This is a genomic window from Desulfovibrio sp. ZJ746 (genome assembly GCF_011039155.1).
Classification (GTDB): domain Bacteria; phylum Desulfobacterota; class Desulfovibrionia; order Desulfovibrionales; family Desulfovibrionaceae; genus Desulfovibrio.
Genome location: NZ_JAAKEK010000005.1, coordinates 112,721 through 129,871 on the forward strand (window position 1 = coordinate 112,721; position 17,151 = coordinate 129,871).

The 17,151-nt window shown below is 67.4% G+C and carries 15 protein-coding genes; 7 read left to right on the plus strand and 8 right to left on the minus strand.

What is annotated here, in order from left to right; translation table 11 throughout:
• Positions 1-74: 74 nt before the first annotated feature.
• From fliS to G7Y54_RS09005, 4 genes are all read right to left on the minus strand, one after another.
• Entirely contained in the window at positions 75-890 is an 816-nt protein-coding gene (gene fliS, locus G7Y54_RS08990; RefSeq protein WP_241159438.1) for a flagellar export chaperone FliS, read from the minus strand.
• An 80-nt stretch (positions 891-970) separates the two neighbouring features.
• Positions 971-4,276, minus strand: a complete 3,306-nt coding sequence (gene fliD / locus G7Y54_RS08995) for a flagellar filament capping protein FliD (RefSeq protein WP_165078975.1) — start codon at positions 4,274-4,276, stop codon at positions 971-973.
• A gap of 281 nt (positions 4,277-4,557) precedes the next feature.
• Complete coding sequence (gene rdgB, locus G7Y54_RS09000) at positions 4,558-5,211, minus strand: RdgB/HAM1 family non-canonical purine NTP pyrophosphatase (RefSeq protein ID WP_165078976.1); 654 nt, start codon at positions 5,209-5,211, stop codon at positions 4,558-4,560.
• Complete coding sequence (locus G7Y54_RS09005) at positions 5,195-6,127, minus strand: DMT family transporter (RefSeq protein ID WP_165078977.1); 933 nt, start codon at positions 6,125-6,127, stop codon at positions 5,195-5,197. The genes rdgB and G7Y54_RS09005 overlap by 17 nt, the downstream gene beginning before the upstream one ends.
• A gap of 154 nt (positions 6,128-6,281) precedes the next feature.
• Here G7Y54_RS09005 and G7Y54_RS09010 point away from each other — a divergent pair, with 154 nt between their 5' ends.
• Together G7Y54_RS09010 and G7Y54_RS09015 are read left to right on the plus strand one after the other, a co-directional pair.
• Positions 6,282-6,770 (plus strand): NapC/NirT family cytochrome c, encoded by a 489-nt coding sequence (locus G7Y54_RS09010; RefSeq protein WP_165078978.1) that lies wholly within the window; start codon positions 6,282-6,284, stop codon positions 6,768-6,770.
• A complete protein-coding gene (locus G7Y54_RS09015) occupies positions 6,763-8,337 on the plus strand; it encodes an ammonia-forming cytochrome c nitrite reductase subunit c552 (RefSeq protein WP_165078979.1) in 1,575 nt (524 codons plus the stop codon). The genes G7Y54_RS09010 and G7Y54_RS09015 overlap by 8 nt, the downstream gene beginning before the upstream one ends.
• Positions 8,338-8,423: 86 nt before the next feature.
• Here G7Y54_RS09015 and G7Y54_RS09020 read toward each other — a convergent pair whose 3' ends face one another.
• The 3 genes from G7Y54_RS09020 to G7Y54_RS09030 form a co-directional block, all read right to left on the minus strand.
• Positions 8,424-9,320 carry a VIT1/CCC1 transporter family protein gene (locus G7Y54_RS09020; protein WP_165080239.1) on the minus strand — a complete coding sequence of 299 codons (897 nt, stop codon included), beginning with the start codon at positions 9,318-9,320 and terminating at the stop codon, positions 8,424-8,426.
• Positions 9,314-11,008, minus strand: coding sequence for a 3-phosphoshikimate 1-carboxyvinyltransferase (locus tag G7Y54_RS09025; protein ID WP_241159439.1), 1,695 nt, complete (start codon positions 11,006-11,008; stop codon positions 9,314-9,316). Before G7Y54_RS09025 ends, G7Y54_RS09020 begins: the two co-directional genes overlap by 7 nt.
• 371 nt (positions 11,009-11,379) lie before the next feature.
• Complete coding sequence (locus G7Y54_RS09030; protein WP_165080242.1) at positions 11,380-11,583, minus strand: hypothetical protein; 204 nt, start codon at positions 11,581-11,583, stop codon at positions 11,380-11,382.
• Positions 11,584-11,907: 324 nt separating this feature from the next.
• Here G7Y54_RS09030 and rpmB point away from each other — a divergent pair, with 324 nt between their 5' ends.
• Both rpmB and G7Y54_RS09040 read left to right on the plus strand, forming a co-directional pair.
• Positions 11,908-12,117: a 50S ribosomal protein L28 gene (rpmB, locus tag G7Y54_RS09035; protein WP_165078983.1), complete on the plus strand. Its 210-nt coding sequence runs from the start codon at positions 11,908-11,910 to the stop codon at positions 12,115-12,117.
• A gap of 68 nt (positions 12,118-12,185) precedes the next feature.
• Entirely contained in the window at positions 12,186-13,160 is a 975-nt protein-coding gene (locus G7Y54_RS09040) for a rhomboid family intramembrane serine protease (protein ID WP_165078984.1), read from the plus strand.
• A 7-nt stretch (positions 13,161-13,167) separates the two neighbouring features.
• Here the strand turns inward: G7Y54_RS09040 and G7Y54_RS09045 are convergent, their stop codons facing one another.
• A complete protein-coding gene (locus G7Y54_RS09045) occupies positions 13,168-14,505 on the minus strand; it encodes a UDP-glucose/GDP-mannose dehydrogenase family protein (protein ID WP_241159440.1) in 1,338 nt (445 codons plus the stop codon).
• 162 nt (positions 14,506-14,667) lie between these two features.
• Between G7Y54_RS09045 and G7Y54_RS09050 the strand changes: the two genes are divergently transcribed.
• From G7Y54_RS09050 to tsaE, 3 genes are read left to right on the plus strand one after another with little or no spacing between them, the layout of a single operon-like run.
• Positions 14,668-15,042, plus strand: coding sequence for a holo-[acyl-carrier-protein] synthase (locus G7Y54_RS09050; RefSeq protein ID WP_165079085.1), 375 nt, complete (start codon positions 14,668-14,670; stop codon positions 15,040-15,042).
• The gene (locus G7Y54_RS09055) at positions 15,042-16,691 is read left to right on the plus strand and encodes an NAD(P)H-hydrate dehydratase (RefSeq protein ID WP_206214942.1); all 1,650 of its coding nucleotides are present in this window, start codon (positions 15,042-15,044) and stop codon (positions 16,689-16,691) included. Before G7Y54_RS09050 ends, G7Y54_RS09055 begins: the two co-directional genes overlap by 1 nt.
• Complete coding sequence (gene tsaE, locus G7Y54_RS09060; protein ID WP_165078986.1) at positions 16,679-17,149, plus strand: tRNA (adenosine(37)-N6)-threonylcarbamoyltransferase complex ATPase subunit type 1 TsaE; 471 nt, start codon at positions 16,679-16,681, stop codon at positions 17,147-17,149. Before G7Y54_RS09055 ends, tsaE begins: the two co-directional genes overlap by 13 nt.
• The last annotated feature ends 2 nt before the right edge of the window (positions 17,150-17,151 follow it).

Genomic DNA, 17,151 nt, shown 5'->3' on the forward strand with positions numbered 1-17,151 from the left:
CCCCATGAGTAAAGCGCCGGCGCCGGGAAGTCCCGGTTCCGGCGCTCGAGGGGAAAGGTATCGCCGAAGCTGCCTCAGCCCCGCGCATAGGCGCCGGGGAGCCGCATGCCGCGGGGCATGCCGGGCGCGCCGGCCGGGCCGTGCATGCCGGCAGCCGGGGCGGGCTGCTGCGGGGCCGCGAACTGCTGCACATGGGCGCGGGGGGCCTGCACAGCCTGGGCAGCGGCCTGAGGAGCCGCTTGCGGGGGCACCGGCGCGGCAGCGGGCTGCGCCGGGGCTGCCGCGGCGGCAGGATTTGCCGCAGCCGCGGGGGCGGCCGGAGCCGCCGGTGCGCCGGCGGGCGCAGCCGGAGCTGCGGGCGCTGCGGGAGCCTGGGGGCGCATGGCGTTGCGGCCATAGACGGCCTGGGCGTGCGTGCGCGGCACGGCGGCCGTGGTGCCCTGCATGAGGGGCTGGGCCTTCTTGCTCACCGAGCCCACGGGCTGCATGCGCCCGGCGATCTCGGCCGCGGCCTTGCGGGCCTCGGGCGTCTCGATGATCTGGGCATAGGCGCCGCGCAGGCCCGACAATATCTGCACCACGCTGTCCAGCGACTCGATGTTCATCTTGAGGTTGGCCTGGAGCAGCCTTGCCGTGCAGAGGATGTACAGGTTGTTGAGGTTGGTGGCGAGGCTGCCGCCCTTCTCCATGTTCAACGAGGAGGATAGCTCGTTGACGATGTCGATGACCTTGGAGATGAGGATGCCCTTGCCCGCGAAATCCTTGGCGAGCATCTTGTCCCGCGCCTGCTGGAGATAGCGCAGCGCGCCGTCATAGAGCATGAGGAGCAGCTGCCCCTGATCTGTGGTGCTGACCTTGGTTTGAAAATAGGCATTTGCCGCTTTGTTCATGTGCCGTTCCTCTTCTCGTTTCCCGTTGTGGTGTCCGCGCCGGCCCGCCAGCCGGAGCGGCCCTCATCTATCCGACTGCCCTAGCTGTTGCCGCTCAGTTGCTTGAGCTGCGCTTCCAGGGATGTCTGCTTTTCGTCATACTGCTTGAGCAGTGTCTCCAGGTTGGCGAAAATGGCCTTCTGGCGCGCCTCCCAGGTCTCCAGGCGGCGCTGTTCGCGCTCGATCTTGACGTCGATGTTCTTCATGACGTTCATGTAATTGTCGCGCAGGGACATGAGGGCGCCGTTCTGGGCCTTGAGCGCCATGGCGTCCTCGATCTGCTTCTGCGTGGAATTGGCCGAGATGTTCACATCGTTGAAGACCAGCTCGCTCTTGAGAAAGCTCTGGGTGGTCTGCACGAGGCCCTGCTTGATGCGCACATACATGGGCTCGGCGCCGGCCGGGGGATGCTCGCCCGGGGTGAGGTCGTCGATGAGCAGCGAAAGGCCGCGCGCATCGCCCGAGGCCACGCTGTAATAATAGCCGGGCTGGCTCTCGTCGCGCTTGGCCTCCACGCCGCCCACCATCACCTTGGTGATGTTGCCGTCCTCGTCCACCGTGTACGAGACTTCGTAGTTGCCGCCCTTGGTGATGCCCTCGACATGGCTGCCGTAGCGGAAATCCGTGCTCGTGGAGGAACCTGTGCCGCTCGCGCAGAAGAAATCCACCACGGCTTCCAGGTTGTTGGTGATCATGTTGCTGTAGTTTTCCTTGTCGATGGACTGCAGCTCCGCAAGAGTGGAATTGGGAGCGATGACAAGGAGGCCGTAGGTGTCGCTGTTCTCGTCCGTATCGGTCTTGATGCCGAGGTTGGCGAGGCTCGCGAGCACGTCGCCCGAAAGCATGTCCGTGGCTGACTGGCGGCTCTTGAAGCCTGGCGGCGAGGAGGAGAGCACGCTCGAGAAGCGCGACTTGAAAAGCTGCACGCCGTAGTTGCCCATCAGGATGCCGCCCTTCTGGTTGGTGAGGCCGGAGGGGCTATAGTTGTCCGTCCCGATGTCGTTGGGGTCGTTGGACGTGACCTCCTTGGTCTCGTCATACTTCATGAGGTCATTGACCGTGAGCAGGACGGAGTTGACGGCATCCAGGAAGTTCTGGATGGACTGCTCCACCGAGGTGATGTCCGTGCTCACGGCAAGGCGCGCCTCGCCGGTATCCTGGATGGTGAAGACCACGCCCTCGATGACATCGGTGATCTTGTTGCTCGCCGATTCCATCTCGATGGGCCAGTTGTCCACCTGGTAGCGGGCATTGGCCGCGCGCTGGATATTCCAGTTGGAGCTCGTCGCCACCTGGCCGGTGACGCCCGGGCCCGAGGCGGCCTGCACATTGTCGAAGCTCAGGTAGACCGGGCCGTCGATGGCGTCGAGGGAGAGCGGGTTGCCGCTGGCGTCCAGATATTCGTTGCCGCTGGCATCCGTGAACTTCACGCCGAAGTCCGCCGGGGCGGAAGCCGGGTCGCCCGCTTCGTCCGTCCAGGCCCAGCCGGCATGGGTGGGGTCCTTGAGGGCCGAAAGCACATCCTTCATGGACGTGCCGGAGGCGAGGGTCAGGGTGCCCTTGGCGCCGCTGTTGGTGGTGATGGAATAGACGAGATCCGGCGTCTTCTCGAGCTGGAAGCCGCCCTCCGCCGGCTGGAAAAAGAGGTCGCCCGAGGAGGTGGCCCCGGGGGCGCCGTTGGTGGCCGTGATGGTGGTGGTGGCCGAAAGGCTGGCCGTATAGCCCGAGGGCGTGAGCGCGCCCGTGGTGAGGGTGAAGCCGCGGATGCCGTCCATGGCGAGCGTGCCCGCGTCCTCGTCGAAGGCCATGCTGATGCCCTTCTCCGCCCAGGTGACGGCATTGCCGTCGGCATCCACGAGGCCGTCGCCGTTCTTGATGGCGTCGCGGAACTCCTCGTTGGTCATGTCGCTCTTGAGGCCCTTCAGGTAGAGCACTTCGCCGGAGCTGGTGGTCAGGGTGTAGACGAGGTCTTCGGTATCCTTTCCCGCCTCCTTGCCGTCGAGACGGTCAGAGAGCTTGCCGCTCTTGAAGGTCAGGGTGGTGGTGGCGGAAACGCTGCCGCCGAGGGTGTCCTTGACGCCCTTGGCTTCGGTGGTCTTGGTCTTGAGGGCGGATTCGTTGAGCGGGTCGCCGTTCTGCGCCGCGAAGGTCACGCCCGTGACGCCGGAAAGATTGGTGCCCCAGCTGCTGCCATAGAGGCCGATATCGAGGCTCGAGCCCTCCTGCGTCGCCTGCGCCATCTGCACGAGCAGGTCGCGCTTGGTGGCGCCGGCCTTGATCTCGAAGGTGCGGGTGGTGCCGTCCTCCATCTCCATGGTGAAGGAGATAAGGTCGTCGTCGCCGAGGCCCTCGGCGAGGCCGCCCGTGGCATTGAGCTTGACGTACTCGCCCTTGTTGTTCTTGAGCTCGCCAGAAAGCGTCACCTGGGTGGAGGCGGGCACATAGGCGTCGTCCTTGTTGGTGCGCCGGCTGATGGACTGCACGCCCGACACGGTGAGGGTGCCGTTTTCATCGACTGACGCCTTGATGACGCCCTTGCCGGCGGCATTCTCCAGGGCCACGCACAGGTCTTCGGGCGACTTGTCGCCGCTCACGGTGACGGTCTTCTTCGTGCCGTTGGCGAGCACGAGGTCGAAGACATACTTGGTGGGCGCGGTCATGGACTGGTCAAGGTCGAGGGCCGCGTTGGTCTGCCAGGTGGAGGTGGAGCCCGAGGCGTCCATGCCCACGAGCTTGCTGTCATGGATGATGAGGTCGTTGGCGGCGCCGGTGTCCTTGCCGGCCACCTGGAAGACATAGCCCGAGCCCGTCTGGATGAGGCTCACCTTGATGCCCGGATTTTCCGAGGAATTGTTCACCATGCTGACAAAGGAATCCAGCGTGGTGTTGGGGGGCACCTTGAAGTCGTGGCGCTTGCCGGCGTAGGTGTAGCTGAAATACTGGTTCTCGCCGGTGGTGTTGATGATGTCCGTCTTGGACTCGAAGATATGGCCGGTATTGGCCCAGATGGCGTTGCTCGCCACCTGGTTCACCTTGACGGTGTGCTGCACGTCCTGGGCCGAGGCATTGGCCACGGCGGTGAGGATATTGTCATTGCTCGAATTGACGAGCTTGGAGACAAAGTTGTTCCTGTCGCTCAACTGCGAGAGCATGCTGCTGGCGGCCTGGATCTGCTCGATGATCTGGGTGAAGCCGTCATAGCGCAGTTTCCAGTCGCTCTTCCAGGCTTCCAGGCGGTTCAGCTGGGTCTTCTCGATCTGCTTGAGCTGCGTCAATACCTTGTCAAAATCGGTATCGTTGCCGCCGAGACCGGAAATGGAGTTGGAACCGGAAATACTGATGCCCATGGTCGCCTCTTGCCGTGAAATATTCTGCCCCGCCCCGGGGCCGGTACACGGAAAACTTTGCTTGCCTGTTCTTGCGCCCAATGCTTTGCAAGATGTGTGCAAACATGTTCGCCGCATCCGGGCCGGGCCGGGGGGCGCGCCGGCCCCCCCCGCAACCGCGGGACAAGCATGGGCGCCTCTTTCAGGGCAATCGGCGTTTGCGAGAAAAAGTTTAGAGCCTTTCAAACATTTGGCGCCGGCGACGGAATGCCGGCACCGGGAGAGGCCGGGGCCCTGGGTCCTCAGGCACCCATGAAGGCCGCCCAGCGCGCCAACAGGGCCGCGGCCGCCCTACCCCGGTGGCTCCGGGCAGTTTTTTCCTCCCGGCTGAGCTCCGCCGCCGTGCGGCCCGCTTCCGCGTCATGGAACACGGGGTCATAGCCGAAGCCGTTGCTCCCGCGCGGGCTTGCAAGGAGGGTGCCGGGCCACTCCCCGCGCACGGTGAGCTCGCGGCCGTCCGGCCGCACCGCGGCCATGGCCGTCACGAAGCGGCAGCCGCGTTCGCCCTCGGGCACGTCGGCCATGGCGGCGAGCAGCTTGCGGATATTGCGCCGGTCGCGGTTTTCGCCGGGCAGCATTTCCCAATCATCCGAATAGCGGGCCGAATACACGCCGGGCGCGCCGCCAAGCGCCTCCACCATGAGGCCCGAATCGTCGGCGATGGCTGTCAGGCCCGTGGCCTTGGCCACGGCGCGGGCCTTGATGAGCGCGTTTTCCTCAAATGTCGCGCCGTTTTCCTCGATCTCGCCGATCTCGGGGAAGGCATCGAGACCCACGAGCTCCACGCCGAAGGCCGCGAGCGGGCCTGAGAGCTCGGCGATCTTGCCGGCATTGCGCGTGGCGAGCACCACGCGCGGGCGGGCGCCCGCGGCTTCGGCCTTATTTTGTGCGTCCATCTTCCTTTTCTCCTTGTTGTGCTGTTGCGTCCCTGTGCGGCCAGGTGGCCGCGAGGATGCCGCCGATGACGAGCGAGCCGCCCGCGAGCTGCGCCCCGGTCACGCGCTCGCCCAATATGAGGAAGGAGCCCACGGCCGCGAAGACCGGAAGGCTGTAATACACGATGCCGGCCTTCACCGGGCCTATCCTGTCCACGGCCAGCGTCCAGAGCCAGAACGACACGAAGGAGCAGCCCACGCCGGTATAGATGATGCTGATGATGACCGCCGGCTCAGGTTTTGGCAACGGCAAAAGGCAGGCCTCGGCCACGGTGAAGGGCAGCGAGAACAGGAGGCCGAGGGCGAAGGTCGCCACATTGAAGCCCAGGGCCGAGAGCTCCCGCGGGCGCCGGCGCATGAAGAGCGAATACAGGCCGAAGCAGAAGGCGCCGCCAAGCGCCCAGGCATCGCCGCTCGCGAAGGTGAGCCCTGTGAGCGTGGCGAGGTCGCCCCGGCTCACCAGAAGGCACACCCCGGCAAGCACGAGCAGCACGCCGGCAAGGCGCCGCGCCGTGATGGGCTCGCCATAGAGCACACGCGAAAACACGAGGATGACGATGGGCGCCGTTGGCACGAGCAGCGCCATGTTGAGGCTCGCCGTGGTCTGCCCGGCCTTGTAGATGAGCGTGTTCATGAGCGTCACGCCGAGAATCGCCATGAACGAGAGGTAGCGCCACTCCCGGCGGATGGCGGGCCAGTCCCTGCCAAGGCCCTTCCATGCGAAGGGCAGGATGACCAAAAGCGCCACGAGCCAGCGCCAGAAATTGCACTGCCACGGCGGGATGAGGGCGGCCACGGCGCGCGCGGCCACGAAGTTGCCCGACCAGATGATGGTGGCGAGCAACGCGCTGCCATAGCCGAGAAAGCCCTGCTGCATATAACTTCCTGTTTTATCAACGCAATAATCGGCAGCTTGGCCCGAGGCCGCCTTTCTGTCAATGTTGAAACCGCCTCTTGCAAAAATTTTCCAAAGCAGCTATACTTCAGGAAAAGGCCCACGCAACCTGAACTGCCTGATCAAGGGGGGACTCATGGATGGTGCCAGGAACGGGCCGGGCAAAAAGCCTGCGTCCCATGTGTGGAGATTTTTGTTCAGCGGCCTTGTCATCGGCGTTGTGCTCTCCGCGGTGTTCGCCTGGGCGCTGAACGCAACCGACCAGCGGCAGTTCTGCGCCACCTGCCATATCATGCACGAGGCGGCGGTGACGCAGAAAATGGGCATGCACGCGAAACTTTCCTGTAACGAGTGCCACGCGCCGCATGCCCTGCTCGCCAAGATACCCTTCAAGGCCCAGGCCGGTGCTGAAGACATCATCGGCAATTTCCAGGGCAAGAGCATTCCCATCCCGGCCTCCAAAAGGCACCGCGACGTGGTCAACCAGAACTGCATCAACTGCCACGCGCCGGTCAATGCCACGGTGGCCAGCATGGCCGTCAAGCCCTATTGCACGGATTGCCACAGAAGCGTCGCGCACAGGCGTCTCACTCCCATAAGCGAAAGGACGGTGGGCTATGATTAGGAAAGGCTTTTCTCTCAGCTGCATCGCCCTCGCGGCGCTGCTCGTGTGCGGCTGCAACGATGTCAATACCGAATTGAAGGCGCCCACCTACAAGACGGGCATCAACCCGGACAACATCTCCATGGACGCCTTCAAGCAGCAGTTCCCCAACCAGTACGAAACCTACATGTGGAATAACCGTGACAAGGAGATGACGGTCTACAAGGGCTCCATCCCCTATCACAAGAACGACAACGTCAACCCCCTGCCCGTGGGCTACAAGTACGCCCAGCCCTACTTGAAGAACCTGTGGCTCGGCTACCCCTTCATGTATGAATACAACGAGACCAGGGGCCACACCCGCGCCATCGAGGATTTCGTCAACATCGACCGCATCAACCGCTATGCGGAAAAGGGCGGCCTGCCGGCGACCTGCTGGAACTGCAAGACGCCCAAGATGATGAACTGGATCAAGGAATACGGCGACGAATTCTGGGCCAAGGACGTGAACAGCTTCCGCGCGCCCGACAAGATCAACGAGATCCAGAACTCCATCTCCTGCGCCACCTGTCATGACCCGGCCACCATGGAGCTCAGGCTCTATTCCGTGCCCCTGCAGGACTGGCTCAAGCGCTCGGGCCGCGAGTGGAGCAAGATCTCGCGCAACGAGAAGCGCAGCCTCGTGTGCGCCCAGTGCCATGTGGAATACTACTTCACGGCCAAGGGCAACGGCCCCACGGCCAAGCCGGTCTTCCCGTGGGACAACGGCCTCGACCCCGAGGACATGTACCAGTATTACAAGTCGCACGGCCCCAAGAACGCCGAGGGCAAGGAAACCCAGTTCGTGGACTTCGTGCACGCCGCCTCCAAGACGCCGTGCATCAAGATGCAGCACCCGGACTACGAGATGTGGAGCAACGGCCCCCACGGCTCGGCAGGCGTCACCTGCGCCGACTGCCACATGCCCTACATGCGCCAGGGCGGGGCGAAGTTCTCGAGCCACTGGATGACCTCGCCCCTGAAGGACCCGGAACTGCGCGCCTGCCGCCAGTGCCACTACGACAAGACGCCCGAATACCTCAAGGGCCGGGTGCTCTATGTCCAGTCCAAGACGTATAACCAGCTGCTCAAGGCCGAGGAGGCTTCGGTGCGCGCGCACGAGGCCATCCGCCAGGCCATGCTCTGGGACGGCCCCAAGTCGCCCGACTATGACAAGCTCATGGCCGAGGCGCGCGAGATCAACCGCAAGGGCCAGATGTTCTGGGATTATGTCTCCGCCGAGAACGGCGTGGGCTTCCACAATCCCTCCAAGTCGCTGGACACGCTCATGACCTCCATGGAGTGCAGCCAGAAGGCCGTGGAGCTCGCCGAGCAGGCCACCAACTGGGGCATCGCGCCCATCATGGCGCAGGACATCAAGAAGCTGGTGCCGCCCATGCTCAAGATGAGCCGCAAGCTCCAGCAGGACCACGAATTCCTGCAGCAGAACCCGTGGACCAAGATCCTGCCCACCTTCCCCGAGGCGCCGCAGGTCTGGTTCGGGCAGGACTACCGCCCGGTGACGCAGCAGGAGGCCGCCGCCAAGTAGTGACGGCGCGCAAACGGTGAACATAGCGAAGGAGCCCGCAAGTTCTGCGGGCTCCTTTTTTCAGCTGAAATGCCGGAAAAACGCCGCTAGATCTCGATACCGAGCCACGCCCGCACGAGCCAGCTCAGGAGGAAGATGGCCAACGCCACGCCGAAGCTGATGCCGGCCATCTGGAGAAAGCCCCTCCAGAAGCTCGTGCCGCGCAGGAGCGCATCCACCCAGGTGAAGACCAGGATGATGAGGCAGGCGATGACCATGCAGATGGCCAGGGCCGTGAGCGCGTTGGGCACGAGCATGAAGGGGAGGAGAAGCAAAAGGACGGTGACGAGATAGGCGAGGCCGGTATACATGGCCGCGAGGCGCGGCTGGCCGCCGTCGGCCGCCGCCTTTTGCGAGAAAAACTCCGAGGCCGCCATGGAGAGCGTGGCCGCGATGCCCGTGGTGAAGCCGGCCAGCATGATGAGCCGGTTGTTCTGGAGCACCATGGTGAAGCCGGCGAGCGCGCCGGTCATTTCCACCAGCGCGTCGTTGAGGCCCAATACCACGGCGCTCATGAAGGTGTCGGCATCGCTGTCGCCGAGAAAGGCCCCGAGTTTTTCGGCGTCGGCGTCCACGGCCTCCACGGCGCCGGGCATGAGGGGATAGTGCCGCTCGAGGCGGCTGTAGCGGCGCGACTGGCGCTGGAGGCGCCGCTCCATGATGCGCAGGGCGAGCCCCCAGAAGAGGACGCGCAAGAGGCACAGCGCCAGCCGCACCGAAAGGCGCTTCGGGGGGAGCGGCCCCTCCATGTGCTGCTGGATGACGGTGAGGCGCTGGTCACAATGAAAGGCGAGCCTGTCCAGCAGCACATGCGGGCCCTTGGCGGATGCCCGGCGCGCAAGCATGCGGAAGAGCCGGCCATTGGCGCGGTCAACGGCATAGAGGCGCCGGAGCATGCGCTCGCGCGCAGGGTGCCGCGCCTGGGCTTCGTCGTTGCTCACCATTCGTCGGCCTCCGGCTCGGGCGGCAGCACCGCTGCCAGGGTTGTGCGGATGCGCCGCCCACGGGCCGGGGCCACGGCTTCGGGCTCTTCCCGCTTCCCTGGCGACGGCTTGGGCAGGCCGTTATACAAGGCCCAGAAGCCGGGATACAGCGCCGTCAGCACCCCGGGATTCCCGAGCCGGAATCCGTGGCAGCGCTCGGGCCGCGCACAGGCGGCGAGCGCGAGGGCCAGGGCCCAGGCCGGGGCCGGGGCGTTCCAGACGGGCGCGGAAAACTCTTTGCCGGCGTCACGCTGAAGCTCCGGGCTCCGCCGCAGGGCGCCGTCAACGAGCTCCAGCCCCGCGGCGGCAAAAAAGTCCGCGGCAAGGGCCGGCGGGCAGCGCAGGGCCGCGAGCGCGGCCTCGGGCGTATCCGCCTCGGCGCCGGAGAGGGCCGCGCAGGCAGCGAGGGCCAGCGGCAGGGGCGTGAGTCCTTCAGGAAGGGCCGTCAGCGCCGCCAGCGGCAGCGTTGAAAGCCGCGCGGGGGCGCGGGGCGCCTCCAGTTTTACGCCAAGGGCGCCCTCCCGGGCCGCCAGCGGCAGCCCCAGGGCCTCCAGAACCTCCTTGGCGGCAGCCGCTTCGGGCCCCTTGGGCCACGCCCCCGCAAGGCGCACCTCCCCGCCCAGGGGCATGGCGAGGGCCAGGAGGCAGGCCGCGAGCCCGGCATCCATGGGGAGCGCGGGCGCCTGCGGCAGCCTGGGCATGCCGGGCTGCACGGTGACGGCGCTGTCCTGTTCGGTCACGGCGATGCCGGCGCTCCTGAGCAGCGGCAGGGCGAAGGCGAGCACTTCGTCGCGCCCGGGATGGCCGGAAAGCCCGAGCGTGAACTCGCGCTCAAAGAAGGGCGCGGCCAGGAGCAGCGCCGCGCCGAGGGCGGCCGGCACATCCGGCGGCAGGTCGGCCCGGCCGGGCACGATGCCGGAGCACTCCAGCCGCGCGGGCAACCCGGAACTGCGGGGGATGACATGGGTGAAGCGGGCGCCGAGCTGCGGCAAAAAGCGCCGCGTGGAGGAGAGATCAACGAGCTTGAGCTCCGTCTCGCCGAGGAATTTCACCCGGGAGGGGCGCCCCACATAGAAGGCGAGCAGGAGAAAGAGGTTCCAGAGGCTGTCGCCCACATAAACGACCTTGTCGGGGCGGCCCATGGGCTCCGCCGGCCGGGCCACGACCGCGTCCTGCTCGCGCGTGACCGATGCCCCGAGCTGGTTCAGGGCCTTGATGAGGTCCACGAGAGGGTCGTTCATCAGGCAGGGCGTGAGCTGCAAGGGCCGCCCCGAGGCCGCGGCGAGAAAGAGCCACGCCCGCGTCTCGCGGCAGGAAAGCGGCGCGGTGAGGGCGATCTCCACCGGCTTGTGCGGGGGCGCCAGGTTGAACGCTTCCCGTCGCTCGCCCCCGTGGGCCGGCGTTTCCGACCCTCCGCCCTCGCTTTCAGGGGCCACGGGGCGCGGCAGAAAGGCCGCATCCTGCATCAGGGCGAAAAAGCGGCCGGAAAGGTCGGCATCGCGGCTCACGCGGGCGACGGCCTTCTGCCACGCCTCGCGCAGAAATTTCTCCTCGGCCGGGTCCAGCCGGGGCTTGCCGCCGCGCATGCGCTCCAGCAGGTTGTGGCGCTTGAGCAGCAGGCGCAGGATGTCGCGGTCGATGTCAACCACGGCGTCTTTCAGCGAAGGCGCGCCCGGGGCCCTTTTTTCAGTGCGGCGCTCCCGGCCCTGGCCCGTATCCCGGGGGGCCTTGCCGCCCGCGCCCGGGCCCGCGTGCCGGCGCCGTTCAGCCGGCGCGCCTGATTGGCGGGGCCGGCCCCGCTCTCCCGAAAAGTCGCTCATACTGTCTCCGCGCTGCGAAATAACTGAGAATAAAGGAGCAAGCTAGCCGGAAACGCCCGGCCTTGCAAGCCGCCCTTGTCGGCCCTCCCCGGCCGCGCAGGGTGCCGCGCGGAGAAAAGCCCGGCCTTTTGTGAAGACCGGGCTCATCTCAGGTGAACACATCCGCCGAAAGGCGGCGCGGGGCGGCCCCCGCTTTAGGGCTATTCCTTGCCTTCCTCTTCCTCGGCGCGCTCCAGCAAGAGGCCCATGAAGGCCACGGCCGCGAAGGCGCAGTAGACGAGGGCCACCGTGAGGTCAAGCAGCGCCGACCGGCTGGTGGAGACGATCAGGGCAACGACGGGCAGGAGAACGATGGCAGCGGAAGCAAGACGGATGCCGCGCTCGTTTCTTGCAAAACTCAACATTTCAGCATGACTCCTCTGTGGCGGCACAGGGCCGCCGCTTCTCGCACAGGGGAATTCCCGGCGACTTCCCGGCGCGACCCGCGCCGGAGAAGACGGGGTACTTAAGGCCGGCGCGCACGCTTGTCAAGCTCGCTGCGCCTCCCTGCCGGCGGCTCCGCCCGGGGCGCCAGTGTTCCGCATCCGCGGCCCTCGGGAAAATACTTGAATTTTCTTCAGGAAGGGACTATGTTCGCCGTTCACGCGGTAAGCGCCTGACGGTAATGCGTTCCCCGCCGGGAGTGCCTCCCATGTGGGACAGTTTTCAGCGCATATATGGAGGAACACATGAGCAAGGAATGTGATTTCTGCGGCAAAAAGCCCCAGGTGGGCAACCTGGTGAGCCACTCCAACATCAAGACCAAGCGCCGCTTCAACCCCAACCTGCAGCGCGTGCGCCACCAGTTCCCCGACGGCAGCGTGCGGACGCTCACGGTCTGCACCCGCTGCCTGCGCTCCGGCCTTGTGTCCAAGCCCGCTGTCCGCAAGGCGGACTAGGCCCGGGCCCTCCGAATGATCCCGGGAGCCCCGGCAGTGGATGCCGGGGCTCTTTTCCTCTTTTCTCCATGCCGCATGCCCACCCCCGCGCGGACGCGCCAAGTCTGCCCCGCGTCCACGGCTGCCACTGGCGCGTCAGGCCGGCCTTCATCCCCGCCTTTTGGCGCAATATCACGGGCGCCCACGGCTTCACGAGCTATCGCCAGCGGCGCGACTGGCGCCTCGTGCTCAGCGCCTGCGCGATCCCGTACCGGCTTTCCCAGTTCGGCGGCAGGGAATATCTCTATGTGCCGCCGCTTCTGGAAAGCGCGGCCCTGCGGGAACTTACGGATTTTGACGCCGAGCGCCGCCGGCCCCCGGCACCGCCGCCCCCCGTCCACCGGGGCTGGAAGCTCGCCGGCTGCTTTCTGTTGCCGCTGCTCGTCTGGCACGGCATGCGCGTGGGCTGGTGGCCGGCGCCGGAAGCGTTCCCGCCGCCGCGGCTGTGGCTCACGGCCGGCGCGCTGGACACCCTGCAGGTGCGGCTGCACGGCGAATGGTACCGCACGGTCACGGCCCTCACCCTGCATGCGGATGCCGCCCACCTCTGCGGCAATCTCGCCTTCGGGGCGCTGTTCCTGGCGCTGCTCGCGCGCGGCGCCGGCCTCGGGCGCGCCCTGTGGCTCACTGTTGCGGGCGGCATCGCCGGCAATTGCCTGGCCGTTATCTTAAGGCGCCAGCCGGTGGAAAGCATCGGCTTTTCCACCGCGCTTTTCGCCTGCATCGGCGCGCTCTCGGGGCTCATGGCCCTGCGCCAGGCCGGGCGGCGCGAGATGCTGCTGCCCGTGGCCGCCGGCGCGGCGCTGCTCGCCATGCTGGGCACGGAGGGCGAGCGCACCGACTATCTCGCGCATGTGGCCGGCCTCTGCGCCGGGCTCGTGCTGGGGATGGGGGAGGGCCTCTCGCAGAAACGGAAATGGCCAGCGCCGCCCCAGTGGCTGTGGGCAACGCTGGCCATCTTGCTGCCTGTGCTCGCGTGGTGGCGGGCCTTCGCCCGTCCCTGACAGGGCTTTACGCCCCGGGCGCGCGGCCGATGCAGAAATAGGCGAAGCCCCGGTCGGCCATGGCCTGCGGCGAATAGAGGTTGCGGCCGTCAAAGAGGATGGGCGCAGTCAAGAGCGACTTGATGCGCGCGAAATCCGGGTTGCGGAACTGGTTCCACTCCGTCACCACGAGCAGCGCCTGGGCGCCGTCGCAGGCGGCGTACTGGTCGTCCACGATTTCCACCAGCGGGTTGCCGGCGAAGATGCGGCGCGCGTTGTCGGCCGCCACCGGGTCAAAGGCGCGCACCTTCATGCCGGCGCCGGTGAGGGCGTTCACGATGCTGATGGCAGCGGCCTCGCGCATGTCGTCCGTATTGGCCTTGAAGGCGAGCCCCCAGAGGGCCAGCGTCTTGCCGGCCACGCCGCCCTGCGGCGCGAAATATTCCTCGATGCGGCGTGCCATGTGCGCCTTCTGGCGGGCGTTCACCGCCTCCACCGCGTTGAGGAGCATGGGGTCCACGCCGGCGTCTTCGGCGGTCTGGATGAGCGCCTTCACATCCTTGGGGAAGCAGGAGCCGCCATAGCCCACGCCCGGGTAGATGAACTGGTAGCCGATGCGCGAGTCCGAGCCGATGCCCACGCGCACGTCGCGCACGTCCGCGCCCACATGCTCGCAGATGGTGGCGATCTCGTTGATGAAGGAAATCTTGGTGGCCAGCATGCAGTTGGCGGCATACTTGGTCATCTCGGCGCTGCGCACGGCCATGACGATGATCTTGTCGCGGGTGCGCGCGAAGGGCGCATAGAGCTCGCGCATGAGTTCGGCCGCCCGGGGTGATTCCGTACCGATGACCACGCGGTCGGGCTTCATGAAGTCGGCGATGGCGTCGCCTTCCTTCAAAAATTCGGGGTTGGAGACGACCTCCACCTTGAGGTCGGCGCCGCGCGCCGCCAGCTCTTCCTCAATGATGCCGCGCACCATGTCGGCGGTGCCCACCGGCACCGTGGACTTGTCCACCACCACGAGGTCCTTCCGCATGGTCTCACCGATCTCGCGCGCCACCTGGCGCACATAGCTCAAGTCGCAGGAGCCGTCGGGCAGCGGCGGCGTGCCCACGCAGATGAAGACGCAGTCGGCGTCGGCGATGCCCTGCGCGAGGCTGGTGGTGAAGGTAAGGCGCCCGTCGGCGCGGCTGCGGCGCACCATGGGCTCGAGCCCGGGCTCATAGATATGGACGGAGCCGGAATTGAGCTTTTCCACAACTGCGGGATTCACGTCCACGCAGGTGACGGTATTGCCCATTTCCGCAAAACAGGCGGCGCTGACAAGGCCCACATAGCCCGTACCGACGATACACAACTTCATATTTTTCGCTCTCCCCGCGCTTGGCGTTCTTGCTGGCATGCGGCCCGCGCCTGGCCCCCCGGCGACTTGACGCCGCGCCCGGGATGACGCCAGAATGCGTTGCCGCAGCCGGCATTCATAGACGATTTTTCCCCGGCGGGCAAGCGAGCGGAGGTGAGGCCGGTGATCGTGGGCCTGGGCATCGACATGACGGAGCTTGAGCGCATCCGGGCGGCGCATGCGCGCTTCGGGCGCCGCTTCCTCGAAAAATTCCTCGCGCCCGGGGAGCTGGCCGCGCTCCCCAAGGCGCCCCGCCCCTCCCTGCTCGCGGGCCGTTTCGCCGCCAAGGAGGCGGCGGCGAAGGCTCTCGGCACGGGCTTTTCCGGGGGCATCGGCCCCTGCGAGATAGAAGTGGTGCCCGCCCCCACGGGCGCGCCCGGCCTCGTCTTTCACGGGCACGCCCGGCAAAGGGCCGGGCAACTGGGCGTGCGCGCGGCCCATCTCTCCATCAGCCATGAACGCTCCCACGCCGTGGCCGTGGTGGTGCTGGAGGCCTAATGGACACACGTGCGGACTTTTGCGCCCTGCTCCCTCCCCTGCCCCTCCCGGAAGAGATGCGGCAATGGGACGCGGACGCGGCGGCGCTCGGCCTTTCCCCGGCCATGCTCATGGAAAATGCCGGCCATGCGGCGCTGGATGTGCTGCTCGGCCATTGCCCGGACGTGGAGGGCGCGCCCGTGTGGCTCTTCATGGGCAGCGGCAACAATGGCGGCGACGCCGCCTGCATCGCGCGCCTGCTGGCGGACAGGGGCGCGCAGCCCCTGCTCTTCCACGCGCGGCCGCTGGAAGCCGCGGGCGGGGCAAGCGGCCTCCATCTCTCGCTCGCGCGCGCCAACGGGGTGCGCACGGCGCCCCTCGCGGAACTTGACGCCGCCATCTCGTCCGCCCTCGCCGCCGGGGGCGCGCCGCCGCGCATCCTTGTGGACGGCCTGCTCGGCACCGGCTTTTCGGGCACGCTCAGGCCTGACATGCAGGCCGCCATCGAGCGGATGAACGCCCTTTCCGCGGGGCTTCCCGGCTGTTTCGTGCTCGCCGTGGACATCCCCTCCGGGCTCGATGCCGTAAGCGGGCGCCCCTCCCCGGTGGCCGTGCGCGCCCACGCCACCGTGAGCCTCGCCGCGGCCAAGCCCGGCCTCGTGCCGCCGCATGCCGCCCCCTGGGTGGGCTGCCTCCATGTGGGCGACATCGGCATGCCGGCGCCGGTGCGCCGGCCCGTGCGCCACTACCTGCTGGACGGGCACGCCCTCGGCGCGCTCCCCGCGCCCGCGCCGGAGAGCTACAAGAACAGCTTCGGGCATGTGCTCGTCATTGGCGGCGCACCGGGCCTGTCCGGCGCCGGGCACCTGGCGGCGGCTTCGGCCCTGCGCGCGGGCGCGGGCCTCGTGAGCGCGGCCGCGCCGGGAAGCGCCCTTGCGGCCATCAGGAGCGGCTGGCCCGAGATCATGACCGTGGGCCTCGGCCCGGAGGACGCCGAACTCTGGCCCCGGGAACTGCCGGAAAACCTGCTCACCGCGCTGGGCCGGGCCACGGCGCTCGCCGTGGGGCCGGGCATGGGCCGAGGCGAGGATGCCGCCGCCTTTCTCGCGGCGCTCTTGGCGCTCCCTGGGCGGCCGCCGGCGGTCATCGACGCGGACGCGCTCATCCTGCTTGCCCATGAGCGGTCGCTCTTCTCGCGGCTGACCGCAGCCGATGTCCTCACGCCGCATCCCGGCGAGGCTGCGGCGCTGCTCGCCACCGACACCGCCAATATCCAGGGGGATCGCCCCGCAGCCCTCGCCGCCCTGTGCGGGCTCTCCCCGGCCGCTGTCGTCCTCAAGGGCGCCGGCACCCTTGTGGGGCAGGCCGGGTCGCCGGTGTTCCTTTCGCCCTATGCGGTGCCCGCGCTGGCCATGGGCGGCTCCGGCGATGTGCTGGCCGGCTGCATCGCCGCCCTGCTCGCCCAAGGCAGCCGACAGGGGGGCGCGGCCCTGCGCGCGGCGGCCATTGGCGTTGCCCTGCATGCGCTCGCCGGGCGCGAACTCGGGTGTGCTTTCCCCGCTCGCGGCTGCCGCGCCTCGGAGCTTGCCGACGCGCTGCCGCAGGTGCGCGCGGGGCTTGCTCCAGACTCCGCCGGCGTTTGGGAGCGTCGCCTGCCATGGCCCGCGTGAGGCTGAAAAATCTTGAGGATACCGGGCGCTTCGGGCGCCTGCTCGGGGAGCTTCTGCCCGCCTCCGGCGTGCGCGCGCTCCTCCTGCGCGGGAGGCTCGGCAGCGGCAAGACCACGCTCACGGCCGCGCTCGTGCGCGCGCTCCCGGGCGGGGACGAGGCCGAGGTCTCAAGCCCCTCCTTCACGCTCTGCAATATCTACCCCACCACGCCCGCCCTTGTGCACTGCGATCTCTACCGCTCGCCAGGGCACGCGCCGGAGGAGCTCGCGGACGCCCTTGACGCCGGGGACGCGCTCGCGGTGGTGGAATGGGCCGACAGCCTTGACGCCAGCCTGCTCCCCGAGGATTTTCTGGACATCTCCTTCAAGATGGAGGATGATGCGAGGCTCCTGCTCCTCAAAGGTGCCGGCCCCCGCGGCGAAGCCCTTGCCACCGCGCTGGCAAGGGCCATGGCCTGAAG